Origin of the sequence: Halomonas sp. PGE1 (assembly GCF_013000985.1) — a bacterium.
GTDB classification, from domain to species: Bacteria; Pseudomonadota; Gammaproteobacteria; order Pseudomonadales; family Halomonadaceae; genus Halomonas; species Halomonas alkalicola.
The window spans coordinates 843,398-863,258 of the sequence record NZ_CP053032.1 but is presented as its reverse complement, the minus strand read 5'-3'; the positions used below and the strand labels follow the sequence as shown (position 1 = coordinate 863,258).

Sequence of the window (19,861 nt, the reverse complement as noted above, 5' to 3'; positions counted from 1 at the left end):
AGTGCTGGCAGTTGAGAGCGCAGAGGCAGCAGCCCGCTCGGGGCTGATCCGGCGCCCCTCGCTGATGCTAAGGCCACCCCTGGTGACGGTGATGCGAGCTCGGATCAACCCCGTAAGGAAAAGCTAGCGGCGGTTGTCGACCACGAACTGCTGCACCGCGGAGAGCTCGGCCGGCAGCACGGTGTAGCGCTCCTCGCGCTCCAGCAGGTCGTCCATGTGCGGCGGCAGCGGCACGCCCGGGAAGCCCGCCTTGACCACCGCTTCGGCGAACTTGGCCGGGTGGGCGGTGGCCAGTGTCACCATCGGCACGCTCGCCTCGCCCCGCTCGCGCTCGGCGGCGCGGTAGCCGGTGGCGGTGTGGGGGTCGAGGATCTCCTGGGTGCGGTGGTGCGCCTCGCGGATCACCCCGAGGATGGTGGCGTCATCCACGCTGTGGCTGGCGAAGAGCTCGCGCAGCCTGGCCAGGGGCGCGTCTGCCAGGGCGGTCGGCTCGGCCTGGAAGCGCTCCAGCAGCGCCGCCACCGCAGCGCCGTCGCGACCGTAGGCCTCGAACAGCAGGCGCTCGAAGTTGGACGACACCACGATGTCCATGGAGGGCGCCAGGGTCGCCTTGAGCTCCTGCTTGGAGAAGTCGTTGGCGGCCAGGGTGCGGTGCAGGATGTCGTTGGCGTTGGTGGCGATCACGAAGCGCTCCACCGGCAGGCCCATGCGGTAGGCCATGTAGCCGGCGAAGACATTGCCGAAGTTGGCCGAGGGGACGCAGAAGCTCACCTTGCGGTGCGGCGCGCCCAGCGCCACCGCGGAGGCCACGTAGTAGACGATCTGGGCCATGATGCGCGCCCAGTTGATGGAGTTCACCGCCACCAGCCGGGTGCCGTTCAGGAAGGACTGGTCGGCGAAGCTCGCCTTGACCATGGCCTGGGCGTCGTCGAAGTTGCCCTCGATGGCGACGTTGAAGACATTGTCGGCCAGCACCGAGGTCATCTGGCGGCGCTGCACCTCCGAGACCCGCTGGTAGGGGTGGAGGATGAAGATGTCGAGGTTGTCGCAGTGGCGGCAGCCCTCGATGGCCGCGGAGCCGGTATCGCCGGAGGTGGCGCCCATGATCACCGCACGCTCGCCGCGCTTCTTCAGGAAGTGGTCGAGCAGGCGACCGAGCAGCTGCAGGGCCACGTCCTTGAAGGCCAGGGTCGGGCCGTGGAAGAGCTCGAGCAGGAAGTGGTTGGCGTCGAGCTGGTTGAGCGGCACCACGGCGTCATGGCTGAAGGTGGCATAGGCCTCGGTGACGATGGTGCGGAAGGTCTCGTCATCGATCTCGCCGTTGACGTAGGGCTGCATCACCCGGAAGGCGATCTCGGCGTACGACAGGCCCGCCATGGCGGCCAGGTCGTCGTGGGAGAGCTGAGGCACGGTTTCCGGCACGTAGAGGCCGCCGTCGCTGGCCATGCCGGTGAGCACGACCTCCTCGAAAGAGAGCGCGGGCGCCTGCCCGCGGGTGCTGATGTAGCGCATGAGTTATTCCTGCTCGTCCAGTGATTCCACGCGGATCCGGGTCACCGGTCCGGCGATATCGGCCATGGCCTCGATCTGGCGGATCGCCTCGTTCATCTGCTTCTCGACCGTGCGGTGGGTCATCAGGATGATCGGCACCAGCTCACCCTCGGTGGCCTCCTTCTGGATCAGCGCCTCGATGGAGATGCCCTGCTCGGCGAGGATGGTGGCCACCCGGGCCAGCACGCCGGGGCGGTCCACCGCCAGCAGCCGCAGGTAGTAGGCGGAGATGATCTCCTCCATGGGCATGATCGGCAGCTGGCTGACGTCCTCGCTGATGCCGCTGAAGGCCAGGTAGGGCACCCGGTAGTGGTGATCGGTGGCGATATCGCGGGCCACGTCGAGGATGTCGGCCACCACCGAGGAGGCGGTGGGCTCGGCACCGGCGCCGGCGCCGTAGTAGAGGGTCGGGCCCACGGCATCGCCCATCACGGCGATGGCATTCTTGACGCCGTGCACATTGGCCAGCAGCCGCTCCTTGGGGATCAGCGTCGGGTGCACGCGCAGCTCCAGGCCCAGGTCGGTGCGCTTGGAGATGCCCAAGTGCTTGATCACATAGCCCAGGTTGTCGGCCTGCTCCACGTCCTCGGCGGTGACCCGGGAGATGCCCTCGGTGTAGGCCTTCTCGAACTGCAGCGGCACGCCGTAGGCGATGGAGGCGAGGATGGTGAGCTTGTGGGCGGCGTCGATCCCCTCCACGTCGAAGGTGGGGTCGGCCTCCGCGTAGCCCAGCGCCTGGGCCTCGGCCAGTACGTCCTCGAAGGCGCGCCCCTCGTCCCGCATGTGGGTGAGGATGTAGTTGCCGGTGCCGTTGATGATGCCGGCCACCCACTCGATGCGGTTGGCGCCCAGCCCCTCGCGGAGCGACTTGATCACCGGGATGCCCCCGGCCACGGCGGCCTCGAAGGCCACGATCACGCCCTTGCGATGGGCGGCCTCGAAGATCTCGTTGCCGTGCACCGCGATCAGCGCCTTGTTGGCGGTGACCACGTGCTTGCCGTGCTCGATGGCGGTGAGCACCAGATCCCGGGCCACGTCATAGCCGCCGATCAGCTCCACCAGCACATCCACGTCGGGGTTGGTGGCCACCTCGAAGACGTCGGCAGTGGTCTGGATGCCGGTGAGGTCGCACTCGGGGTTGGGAGTGCGGTAGGCCACCTGCTCGATCACGATCGGGCGGCCCGCACGCCGCGCAATGTCGTCGGCGTTGCGCGTCAATACGTTGAAGGTACCGCCGCCGACGGTACCCAGCCCACAGATTCCTACTCTCACCGGTTTCAATGTCTCGCTCCTGCTCGGATGATTCTTTGTGGTCCGGCCACCTGGCCTGGCGCTGTGGCCAGGCCAGGTGGCCGGACGCTGTGTCTCAGCGGATGCGGCCTGCCCCGAGGCAGGCCGCTGCACCGGCTCGGGCCGGTGTCTGTCGTTTAATGGATCGCGGGGCTCAGCCCTCGATGCCGAGCATGGCGGCCAGTCGCTCCGCCGGCACGTAGCCGGGGACCAGACGACCGTCGGGCAGCACGATGGCCGGGGTGCCCTGGACGCCGAGCTCCAGGCCCAGATGATACTGCGCCTCGACCGGATTGTCGCAGTTGGCGGCCCCGGAAAGCGACTCCTGCCGCTTGGCGCTGCTCATCGCCTCGCTGGGATTGGCGTCGCACCAGATCTGCTGCAGGATGCGGGCACCCTCGGCATTCATGCCGGTGCGCGGGAAGGCCAGGTAGTGCACCTCGATGCCCAGCTCGTTGAGCCGCGGCACCTCCTCGTGGAGCTGCCGGCAGTAGGGGCAGGTGGTGTCGGTGAAGACCACCAGCTCGGCGCGGCTCTCACCGGCGCCGCGGAAGATCACCCGCTCGGCCTCCGGCACCTCGGCCAGGCGCGCGGCGCGCTCGCCGTTGCGGCCCTGCTCGGTCAGGTTGACCAGCCCCTGCTCGCCGTTCTCGTAGAGATCGCCGACCAGGAAGTGGCGCCCCTCGGCGTCGCTGTAGAAGCGCTCGCCGGTCTCCAGGAGCACCTCGAAGAAGCCGGCCACGGGGGTCTCGCTGACGCTCTGGACCGGCATCGGCTGGCCGTTGACCGCCAGGCGCTCGGCCAGCCGTTCGGCCTGGCCCTGTGGCGAGTCGGCCTGGACCAGCAGGGAAGCACCGAGGGTGGTGGCCAACAGGCCGCCAAGCAGGGTCCGGAAAGAGATGTTCATCGTTCAGCCTCTGGGATGATGGTCGGCGTGCAGGCGCTCCAGGCGCGCCTGCGCCACATGGGTATAGATCTGCGTGGTCGAGAGATCGCTGTGACCCAGCAGCAGCTGTACGACACGCAGGTTGGCCCCATGATTCAACAGATGGGTGGCAAAGGCGTGGCGCAGGGTGTGGGGCGACAGCGGTCGCTCGATACCTGCGCTGCGCGCGTGGGCCTTGATCCGGTACCAGAAGGCCTGGCGGGTCATGGCACGATCATCCCGGCCCGGGAAGAGCGCCGGACGGGTGATGTCGCGCATCAGGCCGCCACGCCCCGCACGCAGGTAGCGTGACAGCCACTCTACCGCCTCCTCGCCCAGCGGCACCAGCCGGTCCTTGTCGCCCTTGCCGCGCACCCGCACCACCCCCTGGCGCAGGTTGACCGCATCGGTGGTCAGGCCGACCAGCTCGGAGACCCGCAGCCCCGCGCCGTAGAGCACTTCCAGCATGGCCCGGTCGCGCAGCCCCAGGTCGGTGGCGATATCGGGGGCGGCGATCAGCCGCTCCACTTCGGCCTCCTCCAGGGTGTCCGGCAGGGCCGGCCGCACCCGCGGCAGGCGCACCTCCGCCAGCGGGTCGCCCTCGATGAGGCCGGATTCCAGGGCCCAGCGGTAGAAGCGCCGCAGGCTCGAGAGCAGCCGGGCGTTGCTGGTCAGGCGATAGCCCGCCTCGCGGCGCTCATCGAGCCAGCCAGGCAGCGCCTCCGGGGCCGGCGCCAGCAGCGCCTCGCCCCGGGCGTCGAGACGCCCTGCCCAGGCCGAGAGGTCGCGGCGGTAGGCCGCCAGGGTATGCTCGCTCACGCCCTGCTCGAGCCACAGGGCATCGAGGAAGGCATCGATGCGGGAAGCGTTGTCGGGCGAGGTCATGGCGCGTCAGGAAGGCGTGGCCCAGATGGCACGAGACCCCGCCCCGCGGGTGCGGTGACGGGGTCTCGCGGGGCCGGGCAGCGCCCGGCCCACCAGCGGCCGAGGCGGCAGCCTCAGGCCAGCTTTTCCTTGATGCGGGCAGACTTGCCGCTGCGCTCGCGGAGGTAGTACAGCTTGGCCTGGCGCACGTCGCCGCGACGCTTGACGCTGATGGAGTCGACCAGCGGGCTGTAGGTCTGGAAGGTACGCTCGACGCCGACGCCGTGGGAGATCTTGCGCACGGTGAAGGCGGAGTTGAGACCGCGGTTACGCTTGCCGATCACCACGCCTTCGAAGGCCTGGAGACGCTCACGGGTGCCTTCCTTGACCTTGACCTGGACGACGACGGTGTCGCCGGGGGCGAAGGCCGGGATTTCCTTGCTCATCTGCTCGGTTTCGAGCGCCTGGATCACCTTGTTCTTGCTGCTCATGACAACTAACTCCTTGATAACCTGATTCATCAGTCGGCTTGGAGTGCCGATGAATCGTGATTCCGGCGCCCGAGCGAGCTCGAGAGCGCGGGAGATGATGGGTGACACGGGTCCACGGCCTCGGGGGCTTGTCGTGTCCCGCACCTCCGCCCTGTCCTAGCGGGTCGACAGGGCGTGTTCCTCGATGAACTCGGCGAGCAGCTCGCGCTGCTCCCGGTCCAGCGTCCTGCCCTCGAGCAGGTCGGGGCGGCGCTGCCAGGTGCGCCCCAGGGACTGCTTCAACCGCCAGCGCCGGATGGCGCCATGGTTGCCGCTTAGCAGGACCTCCGGCACGCAGCGCCCGTCGATCTCCTCGGGGCGGGTGTAGTGCGGACAGTCCAGCAGCCCGTCGTTGAAGGAGTCTTCGACCGCAGAGTCCTGATGGCCCAGCACCCCGGGCACCAGCCTCGCCGCGGCGTCGATCAGCACCATGGCCGGCAGCTCGCCGCCGCTCAGCACGTAGTCGCCGATCGACCACTCCTCATCGATATCCGCTTCCACCACGCGCTCATCGATGCCTTCATAGCGTCCGGCCACCACCACCAGGGGGGGACCCGACGCCAGCTCCTGCACTCCGGCCTGGTCGAGCCGTCGCCCCTGGGGCGACAGGTAGACCACCTTCGGGCGCTGCCCGGTGGCCCGCTCGGCCCGCTCGCGAGCGGCGAAGATAGCCGCGCGCAGGGTGTCGACCTTCATCAGCATCCCGGGGCCGCCGCCGTAGGGGCGGTCATCCACGGTGCGATGGCGGTCGGTGGCGAAGTCCCGGGGGTTCCAGAACTCCAGCGCGATGCGCCCCTTCTCCACCGCTCGCCCGGTAACGCCGTGGCGGGTAATCGCCTCGAACATCTCCGGGAACAGCGAGACGACACCGATCCACATCGCCGCCTGCTCGGGGGAGCCCTCGGCCATCAGAAATCGGGATCCCACTCGACGGTCATCACCCCACCCTCGAGATCTACCTCGAGGATCACCTGCTCGGGCAGGTAGGGCAGCAGCCGCTCTCCGCCGTCGACGGCCTCGGGGTCCAGCGCACCCTTCACGACCATGACGTCGTTGGCGCCGGTCTCGAAGAGGTGATCGATGCAACCCAGCACGACGCCCTCGCGGGTCACGACCCGCAGGCCCTCGAGCTGGTGCCAGTAGAGTTCACCGGTGTCGAGGTCGGGAAGCTCGGCCTTGGGCAGCAGGATCTCCGCCCCGGCCAGCGCCTCGGCGCCCTCACGGGTATCACACCCCTCGAGCAGCGCGACCAGGCCCTTGCCGTGACGACGCCCCTGTACCAGGCGCCGACGCTCCAGACGATCGCCACATCTCAACACCCACTCGGGGTAGTCGAGCACGCCCTCCATGGGGCTGGTGTACGAGTACACCTTGAGCCAGCCCTTGACACCATAGGGGCTGGTCAGCTTGCCCAGCACCACATGATCGTCAGCGGGCTGCACGGTAGCGTGTTCGCTCATCGACGACCTCGTGATCACTGACAACAGCAAGTCAGGCTCAGGCCTGCTTGCGGGCTTCCTTGACCAGCTCGGCGACGCGGTCGGAGAGCATGGCGCCCTGGCTCTGCCAGTGAGCGACGCGCTCGAGGTCGACGCGCAGGCGCTCTTCCTGACCGCGGGCGATCGGGTTGAAGAAGCCCAGACGCTCGATGAAGCGGCCGTCGCGGGAGTTGCGGGAATCGGTAACGGTCAGGTGGTAGAAGGGACGCTTCTTGGCGCCACCACGAGCCAGACGAATGGTAACCATGGCCTAGTCAGTCCTTCGGTTGAGTTGAATTCGGTCACAACAATGACCGCGACATCGCGGTCCTGCCAGTGAAGAGGCAGCATTCTACGGAAAACAGCCCCGCTTGGGAACCTTTTTCGGGCCTACCGCCAGGGCATCCCACCGGGGCCGCCCATTCCGCCCATGCCACCGGGACCACCGGGACCGCCGCCGCCCATCATGCCGGACATGCCGCGCATCATCTTCTGCATGCCGCCCTTCTTGCCCGCCTTCTTCATCATCTTCTGCATCTGTTTGTGCTGCTTGAGCAGGCGGTTGAGGTCGGGCACCTGCAGGCCGGCGCCGGCGGCGATGCGCCGCTTGCGCGAGCCGTTGATGATCTCGGGGCGGCGGCGCTCCTGGGGCGTCATGGAGTTGATCAGCGCCTCGAGCTTGCCAAGTTCCTTCTCCGGGCCGGGGCCCTGGGCCAGCTCGGCCATCTGGCCCATGCCGGGCAGCTTGCCGAGCAGGCCGCCCATGCCGCCCATCTTCTTGAGCTGCTGGAGCTGGTCGCGGAAGTCCTCGAGGTCGAAGCCCTCGCCCTTCTTGACCTTCTTCGCCAGTTGCTCCGCCTTCTTCTTGTCGACGGTGCGCTCGGCCTCCTCGATCAGCGACAGCATGTCGCCCATGCCGAGGATCCGCGAGGCGATGCGATCCGGGTGGAAGGGCTCCAGGGCGTCGACCTTCTCGCCCACGCCCATGAACTTGATCGGCTTGCCGGTGATGTGGCGCACCGACAGCGCCGCCCCGCCGCGGGCGTCGCCGTCCGCCTTGGTGAGGATCACCCCGGTCAGCGGCAGCGCCTCGTGGAAGGCCTTGGCTGTGTTGGCGGCGTCCTGGCCGGTCATGGCGTCGACGACGAACAGCGTCTCCTGGGGCGCCACCGCCTTATGCAGCGCCTGGATCTCGGCCATCATCGCCTCGTCGATGGCCAGGCGGCCGGCGGTATCCACCAGCAGCACGTCGTGGAACTGGATCTTGGCGTGCTTGATCGCTGCCTCGGCGATATCGACCGGCTTCTGGTCGGAGCGCGACGGGAAGAAGTCGACGCCGACCTCCCCGGCCAGGGTCTCGAGCTGGTCGATGGCCGCCGGACGGTAGACGTCCGCCGACACCACCAGCACCTTCTTCTTCTCGCGCTCCTTCAGGTAGCGCGCCAGCTTGGCCACGGAGGTGGTCTTGCCCGCGCCCTGCAGGCCGGCCATCAGCACCACCGCGGGAGAGCCCTTGAGGGTCAGCCCCTCGTTGGCCTCGCCCATGGTCGCCTCGAGCTCCTGCTGGACGATCTTGACGAACTGCTGGCCCGGCGAGAGGCTCTTGGAGACCTCCTGCCCCACCGCGCGCTCGCGTACCCGCTCGATGAAGTCCTTGACCACCGGCAGGGCGACATCGGCCTCGAGGAGCGCCCGGCGCACCTCGCGCAGGGTCTCCTTGATGTTCTCCTCGGTCAGGCGCGCCTGACCCTTGATCGACTTCAGCGTCTGCGACAGACGCTCGCTGAGATTCTGAAACATTGGCCTCTCCAGAGACGACGGCCCGAAAGTGGAACCGATTATACGTGCTGTGGCCGGCAGTCTCCATGCGCTCGCCATCCGCCGCCGACCCTGGCGGCAGGGTGACGCACCCGCCACGCTGTGCGCTGCCCGAGGGATTGGTTATAGTAGCCCTCGCCATTAACGCTCACGTCATTCATTTCCACCGGCGCACGGAACGCAATCGATGCAGGCGCTCTCCCTGGCCTTCCTGGCCTTCCTTCTCTACCTGGCCGCCGCCTCCTGGCAGGGCATGGTGCTGCTGCGCCGGGCCTCTCCGCAGCCGCTGCTGGTGCGCGGCATGGCGCTGCTCGGGCTGCTCAGCCATCTGCCGCTGGCCATCGGCCTGTTCGGTCACGGCGTGCCCGTGCTGCCCGGCCTCTCCACCAGCGTGATCCTGATCAGCGCCGGCGTGGTCGCGGTACTGCTGCTGGTCAGCCTGTTCAAGCCGATACTCAATTCCGCAGTGGGCATCCTGCCGCTGGCCGGCCTGGCCCTGCTGCTGGCCGCGGGACTGCCGAGCCCCGAGCGCGCGCAAGGGCTGACGCCGGGCATCGCCCTGCACGCCCTGAGCTCGCTGCTGGCCTTCGCCGTGCTGGCCATCGCTGCCGTGCAAGCGGTGCTGCTGGGGCTGCAGAACCGCGCCCTGCGCCAGCACCATATCCGCGGGCTGGTCCAGGCACTGCCGCCACTGACCACCATGGAACGCGTGCTCTTCGAGCTGATCTGGGGAGGCGTGGGGCTGCTCACCCTGTCGATCCTCAGCGGCTTCCTGTTCCTCGACAGCATGTTCGCCCAGCACCTGGCCCACAAGACGATCCTGTCGCTGGCCGCCTGGGTGATCTTCACTGTGCTGCTGTTCAGCCACCACCGGCTGGGCTGGCGCGGCATGCGGGCGGTGCGGTGGACCCTGGGCGGATACGGCGTGCTGCTGGTCGCCTATTTCGGCAGCAAGTTCGTACTGGAGGTGCTGCTGGGCCGCGGCTGAGGCCGCTCCCGGCGCCTTGACAGCGCGCGCGCCCGTCCCGTCAAATCGGGCCTGACACGCAACGAGGATCCTTCGACTTGAGCGACGACTTCCCGCTGGGATTGCTGTTCGGCCTGCTGTTCCTGCTCATCTGTCTCTCCGCCTTCTTCTCCAGCTCCGAGACCGGCATGATGTCGCTCAACCGCTACCGGTTGAGCCATCAGGCCAACAGCGGCGACTCTCGGGCCAGGCGCGTGGTGCGGCTGCTTGCCAGGCCGGACCGCCTGATCGGGGTGATCCTGATCGGCAACAACTTCGTCAACAACCTGGCGGCCTCCATCGCCACCATCATCGCCATCTACTTCTTCGGCGAGGTCACCGGCCCCGCCGTGGCCACCGCGCTGCTGACCATCACCGTGCTGATCTTCGCCGAGGTCACCCCCAAGACCTATGCGGCGGTGAAGCCCGAGCGCATCGCCTTCCCCGCCTCCCGGGTGCTGGAGCCGCTGCTCAGGCTGCTCTATCCGCTGGTATGGTTGGTGAACGTCATCTCCAACGGACTGCTGAAGCTGCTCGGCGTGAAGAGCATCGAGGGGGGCGGCGACCATCTGACCCGCGACGAGCTGCGCACCGTGGTCCATGAGGCCGGCACCCTGATTCCCCAGCGCCACCAGGCGATGCTGCTGTCGATCCTCGATCTCGAGAACGTCACCGTGAACGACATCATGGTGCCGCGCCATGAGGTGGTGGGCATCGATCTGGACGACGACCTGGAGGAGATCCTGACCCAGGTCCGCACCAGCCAGCACACCCGGGTGCCGGTCTACAAGGGCGACATCAACAACATCATCGGCATGCTGCACCTGCGCAACGCGGCACGCTTCCTGTCACGGGACGAGGTCACCAAGGCGGCCATCGTCCAGGAGGCCCGCGAGCCCTACTTCATTCCCGAATCGACCCCGCTGCACACCCAGCTGCTCAACTTCCAGAAGCAGAAGCGGCGCATCGGCATCGTGGTGGACGAGTATGGCGACGTGGAGGGGCTGGTGACGCTGGAGGACATCCTCGAGGAGATCGTCGGCGAGTTCACCACCGACGTGGCAGGCATGGAGCAGGAGATTCACCGACAGGAGGACGGCAGCCAGCTCATCGACGGCACCGCCAACATTCGCGATATCAACAAGGCGCTGGGCTGGCAGCTGCCGACCGACGGACCCAAGACCCTCAACGGCCTGATCCTCGAGCACCTGGAGGCCTTTCCCGACGGCCCCGCTTGCCTGCAGGTGGGCAGCGTGCGCATGGAGATCCTCGAGGTGCGCGACAACCTGATCACCGCCGCGCGCTGCTGGCAGGCCCCGCGCCGCCGCTGAGGGCGGCCCGGGAGCGGCGTCACTCCAGGGCCTCGACGCCCGCGGGCAGCACCGGACGGCCGGTCTCGGCATCACTCCAGGGGTTCGACGCCCGCGGGCAGCGCCCGCTGGTCGGCCTCGGCCTTGAGCTCCCTCACCCGCCGCTCCAGCACCGCCCGGGTGGCACGCCCCGGGGCAAGCGGCTCACCGAAATGCAGCGCCACCCGCGCCCGGAAGCGCCGCGGGCGGCCACTCAGGGCCGGGCCGTCGACATGGGAGGTCCAGGAGCCCCACAGGCCCGAGAGCCCCGCCGGCACCACCGGCACCGGGTCACGGGCCAGGATCAGCTCCAGGCCGCGCCGGAAGGCGTGGATCTCGCCGTCCGGCGTCAGGCGCCCCTCGGGAAAGAGCATCACCACCTCGCCATCGCGCAGCGCCCGACTCACATGGTGGAGGGCGCGCCGCACGTTGCCCGGATCATGGCGCTCCGACTCCACGGGAATCGCCCCCACCAGGCGAAACAGCCAGTTGAGCCAGGGCGAGTCGTAGATCGGCTTGTCCATCAGGAAGCGCAGCGGGCGCCGACTGGCGCCGCCGATGACCAGGGCGTCCATGAAGCTGACGTGGTTGCAGACCACCAGGGCCGCCCCGCGGTCGGGAATATGGGCCGTGCCACTCAGTCGCAGCCGGTAGATGAGGCGCACCGCCAGGTAGACCAGCCAGCGCACCAGGGGCCTGGGGCGGCGAACGACCCGCCAGGCCAGCAGCGCCCCCAGGCCGACCAGCACTCCCCACCCCAAGGCCTCCCAACCCGTCATGCTCACGTCCCGGTCGACCTCGCCTTGAGCCCGGCCAGGATGGTACAGAGCAACTGGTCGAGCAGCTCGCCCACCTCGAGCTGCTGGCCCTGCCAGTAGCCCAGGCGCTCGTTGAGCCCGAGCAGCACCAGGCCGTGGACGCTGCCCCACAGGGTGCGCCCCAGGCGACGCGCCTCCAGGTCATCCAGGGCCGGCTGGTACTCCTTGAGGGTCGCCTCCACGCGCAGGAAGAGCCCCTCGATCATGTCGCTCTGGCGCTGGTCCAGCTCGCCCTCCTGAGCCAGGGGATAGTCGAACAGCAGCTGCCAGCGGTAGGCATCGCGCTGGGCGAACTGCCAGTAGGCGCGCGCCAGGGCGGTGAGCCGCTGCTCCGGCGCGGCCTGACTGCTCAGCGGCTCGATCACCTCGCGCAGGTGGGCCAGGGTCTCGATGTTGACGTGCTGGAGCAGGTTGTTGAAGCTGCCATAGAGCTTGAGCAGGGTGCTCGGGGCGCAGCCCACCTCCCGGGCCAGGGCGCGCAGGGAGAGGGTGTGCACCTGATTCTCCTGCAGCCAGGCATCGCAAGCCGCCATGACCTGGGCATGGAGCGCCTCGGGAGCATGCTGTCTGGGACGGGCCATCGTTTCCTCGCGAGCCTCGAGCGGGCGGTTGCATAAGCAGGAGCGCGGCGACGTCGACGCACTCCGGAACCCAAGGATAGCGCAGTTCGAACACTGTTTTCGATACCCACGCCCTCCCCGCCCCGATTTCCCCTCTCAGCAGCGGCCAAGGAGCCGGCCTCACCCTTTCTTCCGGCCCGCCCCTTGGTTACCCTGAGCGACCCATCCCCCGCGGAGCGCCCATGGCCGGACGACTGCATATCGCCCCCCTCGACCTCGCGCGCCTGCTGCCGGGGCTGGTCATCGACGCCCCCCTGGTGACCAGCCCCAACCTGGCGCCGAGGCGCATGCTCTCGGCCATTCGCCTCGAGGCCGGCGTGCCGCGCCTGGGCCGACTCTTCTGGGGCCTGACGCCCCCCTGGCTCGAGGTGCTGGACCATGCTCCCCACTGCGCCCGGGCCGAGTCCCTGGAGGAGCGCCCCATGTTCCGCGAGGCCTTCCAGGCGAGGCGCTGCCTGGTCCCGGCCAGCGGCGTCTACGTCTGGAAGGCGCAGCCGCGCTTCAAGCAGCCCTTCCTGGTGACCCGAATCGACCGCGGACCGCTGCTGCTGGCCGGGCTCTGGTGCCGCTTCCACACCAGCCTGGCCCAGCACAGCGACTCCCTGGCGCTGATCACGGTGCCCACCGGTCCGCTGCTGGCCCCACTCACCGACCGGCTCCCGGCGGTGATCGCCCCCGAGGACGCGCGTCGCTGGCTCGACCCCGAGACGCCGTCGGAGGCAGCCCAGGCCATGCTCATCCCCGCCCCACGGGAACTGTTGGGCGCTTTCCCGGTATCAAGACGAGTGAACAGCCCCGCGCATCAGGATGCCGCCTGCGCCCACCCGGTCGGCCCCATGCTGCGCCAGCCCGACTGAGGCCCCGATGCCGCGAACCGCGACGCCCCGAGCCACGACGCCCAGATCCACAGGAGAGACGATGTCCCCCACCCTGACTGCCCGATGCTGCGGACTGGCCGCCGCCGCGGCCCTGCTGATCGCCGCACCCGCCGTGGCCGAGCCCCACCCCGACGCGGACGCCATCGCCGAGGTGACCACGCCGCGGGTCAGCCCCCACGACAGCCGCGACTACCGGATACTGACCCTGGAGAACGGCCTCACCGCCCTGCTGGTCAGCGACCCCGAGGCCGACAAGGCCGCCGCCTCCATGAACGTCTCGGTGGGCAGCGCCCAGGACCCGGAGGACCTCGCCGGCCTGGCCCACTTCCTGGAGCACATGCTGTTCCTGGGCACCGAGCCCTTCCCCGAGGCCGACGCCTACCAGGGCTTCATCTCGCGCCACGGAGGCACCCACAACGCCTTCACCGCGCCCCAGGACACCAACTACTTCTTCGACATCGACCCGAGCGCCCTGGAAGGGGCCCTGGACCGCTTCAGCCAGTTCTTCATCTCGCCGCTGTTCAACGCCGACCAGCTGGAGAGCGAGCGCAACATCGTGCACTCCGAGTACATGGCGCGCATCCGCGACGACGTGCGCCGCGAGAACGACGTGCTCAATGGCCTGCTCAACCCCGAGAACCCCACCACCGGCTTCTCGGTGGGCAGCCGCGAGACACTGGCCGACCGCCCCGAGGGCGAGCCCAGCCTGCGCGAACGGGTGATCGACTTCTACGAGCGCTACTACGATGCCAACGTCATGCACCTGGCACTGGTGGCGCCCCAGCCGCTGGATGAGCTCGAGGGCATGGTGGCGAGCCGCTTCGCCGACATCGCCGACCGCGGGCTCGCGCCGCCCGAGATCACCGAACCGCTGGCGCTTACCGACACCCTGCCCCGGCGGGTCGCGCTGCAGTCGGTGCGCGACAGCCGCCAGCTGCGCCTGCTGTTCCCGATTCCCGATCCCATCACCGAGTACCGCCACAAGCCCGCCGACCTGATCGCCCACCTGCTCGGCCACGAGGGAGACGGCAGCCTGCTGGCGGTGCTGCGCGAAGCCGGCTGGGCCGACGGCCTCTCGGCGGGTGTCGCCCGCGGTGACGGCCGGCACGCCCTGTTCAGCATCAACGTCAGCCTGACTCCCGCCGGCGCCGAGGCCCGCAATGCCATCGAGGCGACGCTGTTCGCCGCTATCGACCAGGTCCGCGACGAGGGCCTGGAGGCGTGGCGCTACGACGAGAAGGCGAGCCTTGCCGAGCAGGAGTTCCGCTTCCAGCAGCATGGCGCGCCGCTGCAGGAGGCCATGCGTCTGGCCATGAACCTCTCGCGCTTCCCGGTGGAGGACGTGCAGTATGCGGCCTATCGCATGGACGGCTTCGAGCGCGAGCGCAGCGAGGCCTACCTCGACGCCCTCACCCCCGACAACCTGATCCGCCTCTACAGCGCTCCGGACGTGGAGGGCGAGGAGCGCTCCCCCTGGTTTCACGCCCCCTGGGGTGAAGACAGACACGACGAGGCGCCGACGCTCTCCGGCCTGGCCCTGCCCGCCCCCAACCCCTACATCGCCGAGGACCTCGACCTGCTCGACGACCAGGACGAGCGCCCGCGGCGGCTGGTGGCGGAGCCGGCCTTCGACCTCTGGCACATGGCCGATGCCACCTTCAACACCCCCAAGGTGGAGTGGCGCTTCAGCCTACAGCACCCCGGCGCGGCCAGCTCCGCCCGGGACGCCGCCCTCGCCCGCCTGCTCGCCGGCTGGCTGGACGACAGCCTCAACGAGGCCCTCTACCCGGCACGCCTGGCCGGCCAGCACGTCGAGGCCTATGCCCACGCCCGCGGCATCACCCTGGCCTTCTCCGGCTGGCGCGACCGCCAGGAGCGGATGATGGAGCGGGTGCTCGAGCAGCTGCAGGAGGGCGAGGTGGACGACGCCAGCGTGGCGCGGGTGCGCTACCGGCTGCAGCGGGAGTGGCGCAACGCCCCCCAGGCGGCGCTGCACCGCCAGGCCAGTCGCACCCTCGCCGAGGCGCTGGTGCGCCCCCAGTGGCCCAGCGCCGCCCTGCTGGAGGCGAGCCGTGAGCTCGACGCGGATGACCTGCGCGACTACCGCGATGCCCTGCTGGCCGAGCTTCGCCTGGAGGCCATGGCGGTGGGCAACCTGGGCGCCGAGGAGGCCGAGGCCCTGGGCCGGCGGGTCGCCGAACGCCTGGCGCCGAGCCTCGATGCAGCGGCCATTCCCGACCTCACGCCGCTCAAGGCCGATACCGACCTGCCGAGCCTGACCCCCCACACCAGCCGCGAGGAGTCGGTGGTGCTGCGCTACCTCCAGGGGCCCGACCGCTCGCTGACCAGCCAGGCCCGCCTGGCGGTGCTCGGCCGGCTGATCGACACCCCCTTCTACCAGCGGCTGCGCACCGAGGAGCAGCTGGGCTATGTGGTCCATGCCGGCTACTCGCCGATGCTCGACGCCCCGGGGCTGGCGCTGCTGGTGCAGTCCCCGGATACCGGGAGCGAGGCGATCGAGGCGCGCATCGACGCCTTCCTGGACGACTTCGAGGAGACCCTGGCGGCCCTGGACGACGAGGCCCTGGCGCCCTATCGCCAGGCGGTCCACGACCGCCTGACCCAGCGCGACACCAGCCTGGCCGGCCGCGCCGGCCGCCTGTGGCAGGCGATGTCCTTCGGCGACACCGAATTCGACCGCCGCGAGCGACTCGCCGAGCGGGCCCTGGCGGTCAGCGCCGACGAACTGCGCGAACTGTGGCCCGAGCTGCGCCAGGCGGCGGTGGCCCGTGTCGCCTTCGACCCGGGTGACGAGCCGGACGACGTGCTGGCCCTCGCCCAGCACCTGGAGCCGCTGCCGGAAGTCGAGGAATGAAGAGTGGAGGGTAAGGAGTAACGCAAGATAAGCGAGGAGCACTGGTGGGAGCTGGGCTCCGCCCGGCGAATGGCGGCGCAGCCGCCCGGCGGTGTTGCCGCCGGTGCCGAGGCCATAACCTTCGCCCCGCAGAGCGTGGCTCCCACCAGTAGCAACAGCCTCGCTGGTAGCCCGTGGTCTCCAAGGCTTGAGGAGCGATGCCTCAGTCGAAGGCCTGAGGGGGCATGATCGCCTCCACATGCATCACCAGCTCCTCGAGGACCTGGCGCTCGCGATCGCCGAGTTCGCCCTGGTTGAGCCGCTCGATCTCGCGGGCGAAGCCCTTGAGGGTGAGGCCGGCCACCGCGGCATCGTTCATGCGCGCCCAGCGATAGGCCTCCCACTGTGCCAGCTCCTCCCCCTCCAGGGTCTCCGGGTAGCTGCGCGCCCGGTAGCGGAACAGCATCTCCTCCAGGCGCGGGTCCTGGAAGGCGAAGCGCGCCCCCACCAGGTCCCAGGGGTCGCTGTCACGCACCCGCTGCATCTGCTGGCGATCCGCCGGCGAGAAGAAGCCCCCGGCGTAGAGCATCAGGTCGGGGTCCTCCGGGCCCGCCGGGGGCGGTGCGGCAAACACCTCGCTGACCCGCGCCGCCACCTCGGGGCGGGCGGCGAGGCGCTTCCAGTGCTCGCGACAGGCATCGACGTCGAGCCCCAGGCGGGTGACGATCTCGCCATACTCGCCCCGGTGCGGCCCCTCCACGTCCTTGAGCGCGCTGACCGGGAAAAGCACCGGGCACTTGTTGATGTGAATGACCTTGAGGGGAATACGCTCCTCGCCCTCGGCCAGGTCGTCGCTGCTGACGAAGACCCGCTGGCGGATCTGCTCGGCGGAGAGGTCGAAGAGCGGCGTCGGGTCCATCGACAGGTCGTAGACGATCACGCCGTTGGGATTGGTGGGGTGCTCGGCCAGCGGCACCACCAGGGCCGCGCAGCCGCGGCTGGCGGGGTAGCGACGCGAGATGTGCAGCACCGGCTTGCGCCCCGGCACGTCGAGCAGCCGGGCCACCGCGCGCTTGCCGCGCAGCCCCTGCAGGTAGTCGAAGAGCCGGGGGTTGGCCTCGCGCAGCCGCTTCGCCAGGGCGATGGTGGCGCGCACGTCGGCCAGGGCATCGTGGGCGCCCTGGTGGGCGATGCCGTTGGCGGCGGTCAGGTCCTCGAGGCGGAAGCTGGGCGCGCCGTCGGCGCGGCGCGGCCACTCGATGCCCGCCGGGCGCAGGGCGTGGAAGGCCCGCACCACGTCGATCAGGTCCCAGCGGGAATTGCCGTTCTGCCACTCTCGGGCGTAGGGGTCGATCAGGTTGCGATAGAAGAGGTGGCGCGTCACCTCGTCATCGAAGCGCAGGCTGTTGTAGCCCAGCACGCAGGTGCCGGGCGCACTCATCAGCGCCTCGATGCGGCCGGCGAACTCCGCCTCGGGCAGGCCGCGGCGGCGCGCCTGCTGGGGAGTGATCCCGGTGATCAGGCAGGCCTGGGGGTGGGGCAGGAAGTCGTCGGCGGGCTTGCAGAACCACTCCACCGGCTCGCCGACCTCGTTGAAGTCGGCGTCGGTGCGGATCGCCGCGAACTGCGCCGGGCGGTCACGGCGCGGATCGGCACCGAAGGTCTCGTAGTCATGCCACAGGAAGGTCAGCGGGGCAGCGGGCGGCGCCATGGGCGGGCTCTCCGACGGTCAGACGGGATGGAGGCCACAGCCTAGCACAGCCCCGCGCCGGTCTCAGCCGGACCTGCTCAGCCCGGAGCCCCCTTCGGCAGGGTGACGTTGAGCTCCAGCACCGAGCAGTTGTCCTCGCTGTCGAGGCTGATGTTGATGGCGTCGTCATCCACCTGGACGTAGCGACGGATCACCTCCAGCAGCTCCTTCTCGAGCAGGGGCATGTAGTCGGGCTGACCGCGCTGGCTGCGCTGGTGGGCCACGATGATCTGCAGCCGCTCCTTGGCGACCGACGCGGTCTTCTTGCGCTCTCGCTTCAGGAATTCAAGCAGTTTCACCGGCGAACACCTCCAAACATGCGGCTCAGCAGGCTCTTCTTCTGGTACTCGTGGAAACGCAGGGGGACCTCCTCGCCGAGCAGGCGGGCCACCGTGTCGGTGTAGGCCTGGCCGGCGTCGCTTGCGGCATCGTGGGTCACCGGCACCCCCTGGTTCGAGGCCCGCAGCACTGCCTCGGACTCGGGAATCACGCCGATCAGGTCGATGGCCAGGATCTCCCGGATATCGTCCAGGTTGAGCATGTCGCCCAGGTCGACCCGCTCCGGGTTGTAGCGCGTGACCAGCAGGTGCTCCTTGATCGGCTCCTCGCCGCGCTCGGCGCGCCGGGTCTTGGAGGCCAGCAGGCCGAGGATGCGGTCGGAATCACGCACCGAGGAGACCTCGGGGTTGGTGACCACGATCGCCTCGTCGGCGAAGTACATGGCCAGCTGGGCGCCGCGCTCGATGCCCGCCGGGGAGTCGCAGAGGATGTAGTCGAAGTCCTTGGCAAGGGTCTCGAGCACCTTCTCCACGCCCTCCTGGCTCAGGGCGTCCTTGTCGCGGGTCTGGGAGGCCGGCAGGATATGCAGGTTGTCGACCCGCTTGTCGCGGATCAGCGCCTGGCTGAGCCCGGCCTCGCCCTGGATCACGTTGACCAGGTCATAGACCACCCGGCGCTCGCAGCCCATGATCAGGTCGAGGTTGCGCAGCCCCACGTCGAAATCGATGACCACGGTCTTGTTGCCGCGAAGCGCCAGGCCGGTGGCGATGGCTGCCGCGCTGGTTGTCTTGCCGACGCCTCCCTTGCCGGAGGTCACAACGATGATCTTGGCCAAGAGTCGCTTCCTGTCTGTCATTGAGTGGTAAGAGGATGACCCTCTCGGTCCTGCCGTGCCTCAGGTCAGCGCGGTGATGCCGAGCTGGTCTCCGTCGAGGCGCACCTGCACCGTGGCGCCCAGCAGGCGCGGGTCGATGTCCTCGAGTCGCTTGTAGTTGCCGGCCACCGACAGCAGCTCGGCGTGGAGTTCACGGCAGAAGATGGCAGCCAGGGGGTCGCCATGGATGCCGGCCAGGGCGCGGCCGCGCAGGGCGCCGTAGACATGCACGCTGCCCGCGGCCAGCACCTCGGCGCCGGCGTTCACCGCACCGATGACCACCAGGTCCCCTTCCGGGGAGGTGATCTGCTGGCCGGAGCGCACCGTGCCACGGAAGATCCTTCCGCCGCTGGCCACGCCCGGCGGGGAGGTCAGCGCCGCCTCTTCCTCGGCGACCACCGCGGCTTCGACCGGCGGCACGCTCTCGAGGGCCCTGGGGCGGCTGGCCTCCAGGGGCGGGAACCAGCCCAGGCCCAGTGCCCAGGCCGACTGCTTGACCGGCTCGGCACCGCCGCGCACCGCCACCGGCAGCAGCTTATGGGCACGGCACACCGCGCAGATCCGCTCCAGGGCCAGGTGGGGTTCGTCGAGCTTCTCGACGCTGAGCACCACCGGGGTGTGCTGGAAGAAGGCCGGGGACTGACTGAGCTTGCCGGCGAGCTGCTCTCGAATCTGCTCGGGGTCGGCACTGCTCAGTTCCATCACCGTCATCGGCAGCATGCCGCCCTTGAAGGTGAAGGCCATGCTATCCCTGTCCACTTTGAGGCTCATTGCCGAACTCCACATCGGTGTTGGTCGGGGTACGCCACCAAAGCTAAGCGAGTGCCGCGCCCCCTGCAACTGATCATACGCCCAGCAAGCCTACACTGTCAGTGTCTCCAGGCGGCCACAGCGCGGGCTTTTCCCCAGCGGCACCGCATGCTTAGATACCCAGGCCAGGCCCGAGCCTCGCCTGGCGGCCCTTCCCGGCCCTCCCG

General features: G+C 69.2%; 19 protein-coding genes. 4 read left to right on the top strand and 15 right to left on the bottom strand.

Annotation, left to right across the window (positions count from 1 at the left end; translation table 11 throughout):
* Positions 1-123: 123 nt before the first annotated feature.
* The 9 genes from thrC to ffh form a co-directional block, all read right to left on the bottom strand.
* Entirely contained in the window at positions 124-1,512 is a 1,389-nt protein-coding gene (gene thrC, locus HIR79_RS04150; protein WP_169957311.1) for a threonine synthase, read from the bottom strand.
* A gap of 3 nt (positions 1,513-1,515) precedes the next feature.
* Positions 1,516-2,832, bottom strand: a complete 1,317-nt coding sequence (locus HIR79_RS04145; protein WP_169957308.1) for a homoserine dehydrogenase — start codon at positions 2,830-2,832, stop codon at positions 1,516-1,518.
* Positions 2,833-2,995: 163 nt separating this feature from the next.
* Positions 2,996-3,748 carry a DsbC family protein gene (locus tag HIR79_RS04140; RefSeq protein ID WP_169957306.1) on the bottom strand — a complete coding sequence of 251 codons (753 nt, stop codon included), beginning with the start codon at positions 3,746-3,748 and terminating at the stop codon, positions 2,996-2,998.
* A gap of 3 nt (positions 3,749-3,751) precedes the next feature.
* Positions 3,752-4,651 (bottom strand): site-specific tyrosine recombinase XerD, encoded by a 900-nt coding sequence (xerD, locus tag HIR79_RS04135; protein ID WP_169957304.1) that lies wholly within the window; start codon positions 4,649-4,651, stop codon positions 3,752-3,754.
* 113 nt (positions 4,652-4,764) lie between these two features.
* Positions 4,765-5,121, bottom strand: coding sequence for a 50S ribosomal protein L19 (rplS, locus tag HIR79_RS04130; RefSeq protein ID WP_110069983.1), 357 nt, complete (start codon positions 5,119-5,121; stop codon positions 4,765-4,767).
* A gap of 156 nt (positions 5,122-5,277) precedes the next feature.
* A complete protein-coding gene (gene trmD, locus HIR79_RS04125) occupies positions 5,278-6,039 on the bottom strand; it encodes a tRNA (guanosine(37)-N1)-methyltransferase TrmD (RefSeq protein WP_110069998.1) in 762 nt (253 codons plus the stop codon).
* A 29-nt stretch (positions 6,040-6,068) separates the two neighbouring features.
* The gene (gene rimM, locus HIR79_RS04120) at positions 6,069-6,620 is read right to left on the bottom strand and encodes a ribosome maturation factor RimM (RefSeq protein ID WP_110069982.1); all 552 of its coding nucleotides are present in this window, start codon (positions 6,618-6,620) and stop codon (positions 6,069-6,071) included.
* A gap of 37 nt (positions 6,621-6,657) precedes the next feature.
* Positions 6,658-6,906: a 30S ribosomal protein S16 gene (gene rpsP, locus HIR79_RS04115; RefSeq protein ID WP_110069981.1), complete on the bottom strand. Its 249-nt coding sequence runs from the start codon at positions 6,904-6,906 to the stop codon at positions 6,658-6,660.
* 122 nt (positions 6,907-7,028) lie between these two features.
* Entirely contained in the window at positions 7,029-8,438 is a 1,410-nt protein-coding gene (gene ffh / locus HIR79_RS04110; RefSeq protein WP_169957303.1) for a signal recognition particle protein, read from the bottom strand.
* A 205-nt stretch (positions 8,439-8,643) separates the two neighbouring features.
* Here ffh and HIR79_RS04105 point away from each other — a divergent pair, with 205 nt between their 5' ends.
* Both HIR79_RS04105 and HIR79_RS04100 read left to right on the top strand, forming a co-directional pair.
* Positions 8,644-9,444, top strand: coding sequence for a cytochrome C assembly family protein (locus HIR79_RS04105; RefSeq protein WP_110069979.1), 801 nt, complete (start codon positions 8,644-8,646; stop codon positions 9,442-9,444).
* A gap of 77 nt (positions 9,445-9,521) precedes the next feature.
* Positions 9,522-10,793 carry an HlyC/CorC family transporter gene (locus HIR79_RS04100; RefSeq protein ID WP_169957302.1) on the top strand — a complete coding sequence of 424 codons (1,272 nt, stop codon included), beginning with the start codon at positions 9,522-9,524 and terminating at the stop codon, positions 10,791-10,793.
* Between the two features lie 71 nt (positions 10,794-10,864).
* Here the strand turns inward: HIR79_RS04100 and HIR79_RS04095 are convergent, their stop codons facing one another.
* Together HIR79_RS04095 and HIR79_RS04090 are read right to left on the bottom strand one after the other, a co-directional pair.
* Positions 10,865-11,590 (bottom strand): 1-acyl-sn-glycerol-3-phosphate acyltransferase, encoded by a 726-nt coding sequence (locus HIR79_RS04095; RefSeq protein WP_169957301.1) that lies wholly within the window; start codon positions 11,588-11,590, stop codon positions 10,865-10,867.
* Between the two features lie 2 nt (positions 11,591-11,592).
* Positions 11,593-12,210 (bottom strand): TetR/AcrR family transcriptional regulator, encoded by a 618-nt coding sequence (locus HIR79_RS04090; RefSeq protein ID WP_169957300.1) that lies wholly within the window; start codon positions 12,208-12,210, stop codon positions 11,593-11,595.
* A 221-nt stretch (positions 12,211-12,431) separates the two neighbouring features.
* Between HIR79_RS04090 and HIR79_RS04085 the strand changes: the two genes are divergently transcribed.
* Entirely contained in the window at positions 12,432-13,106 is a 675-nt protein-coding gene (locus HIR79_RS04085) for an SOS response-associated peptidase (RefSeq protein ID WP_169957299.1), read from the top strand.
* A gap of 61 nt (positions 13,107-13,167) precedes the next feature.
* Positions 13,168-16,002 (top strand): insulinase family protein, encoded by a 2,835-nt coding sequence (locus HIR79_RS04080; protein WP_169957298.1) that lies wholly within the window; start codon positions 13,168-13,170, stop codon positions 16,000-16,002.
* A 202-nt stretch (positions 16,003-16,204) separates the two neighbouring features.
* Here HIR79_RS04080 and sbcB read toward each other — a convergent pair whose 3' ends face one another.
* From sbcB to minC, 4 genes are all read right to left on the bottom strand, one after another.
* Positions 16,205-17,692, bottom strand: coding sequence for an exodeoxyribonuclease I (gene sbcB / locus HIR79_RS04075; RefSeq protein WP_169957296.1), 1,488 nt, complete (start codon positions 17,690-17,692; stop codon positions 16,205-16,207).
* Between the two features lie 77 nt (positions 17,693-17,769).
* Entirely contained in the window at positions 17,770-18,030 is a 261-nt protein-coding gene (minE, locus tag HIR79_RS04070; protein WP_119023006.1) for a cell division topological specificity factor MinE, read from the bottom strand.
* Positions 18,027-18,845 carry a septum site-determining protein MinD gene (gene minD, locus HIR79_RS04065; protein WP_110069971.1) on the bottom strand — a complete coding sequence of 273 codons (819 nt, stop codon included), beginning with the start codon at positions 18,843-18,845 and terminating at the stop codon, positions 18,027-18,029. The genes minE and minD overlap by 4 nt, the downstream gene beginning before the upstream one ends.
* A 60-nt stretch (positions 18,846-18,905) precedes the next feature.
* The gene (gene minC, locus HIR79_RS04060; protein ID WP_169957293.1) at positions 18,906-19,655 is read right to left on the bottom strand and encodes a septum site-determining protein MinC; all 750 of its coding nucleotides are present in this window, start codon (positions 19,653-19,655) and stop codon (positions 18,906-18,908) included.
* Positions 19,656-19,861: the final 206 nt, after the last annotated feature.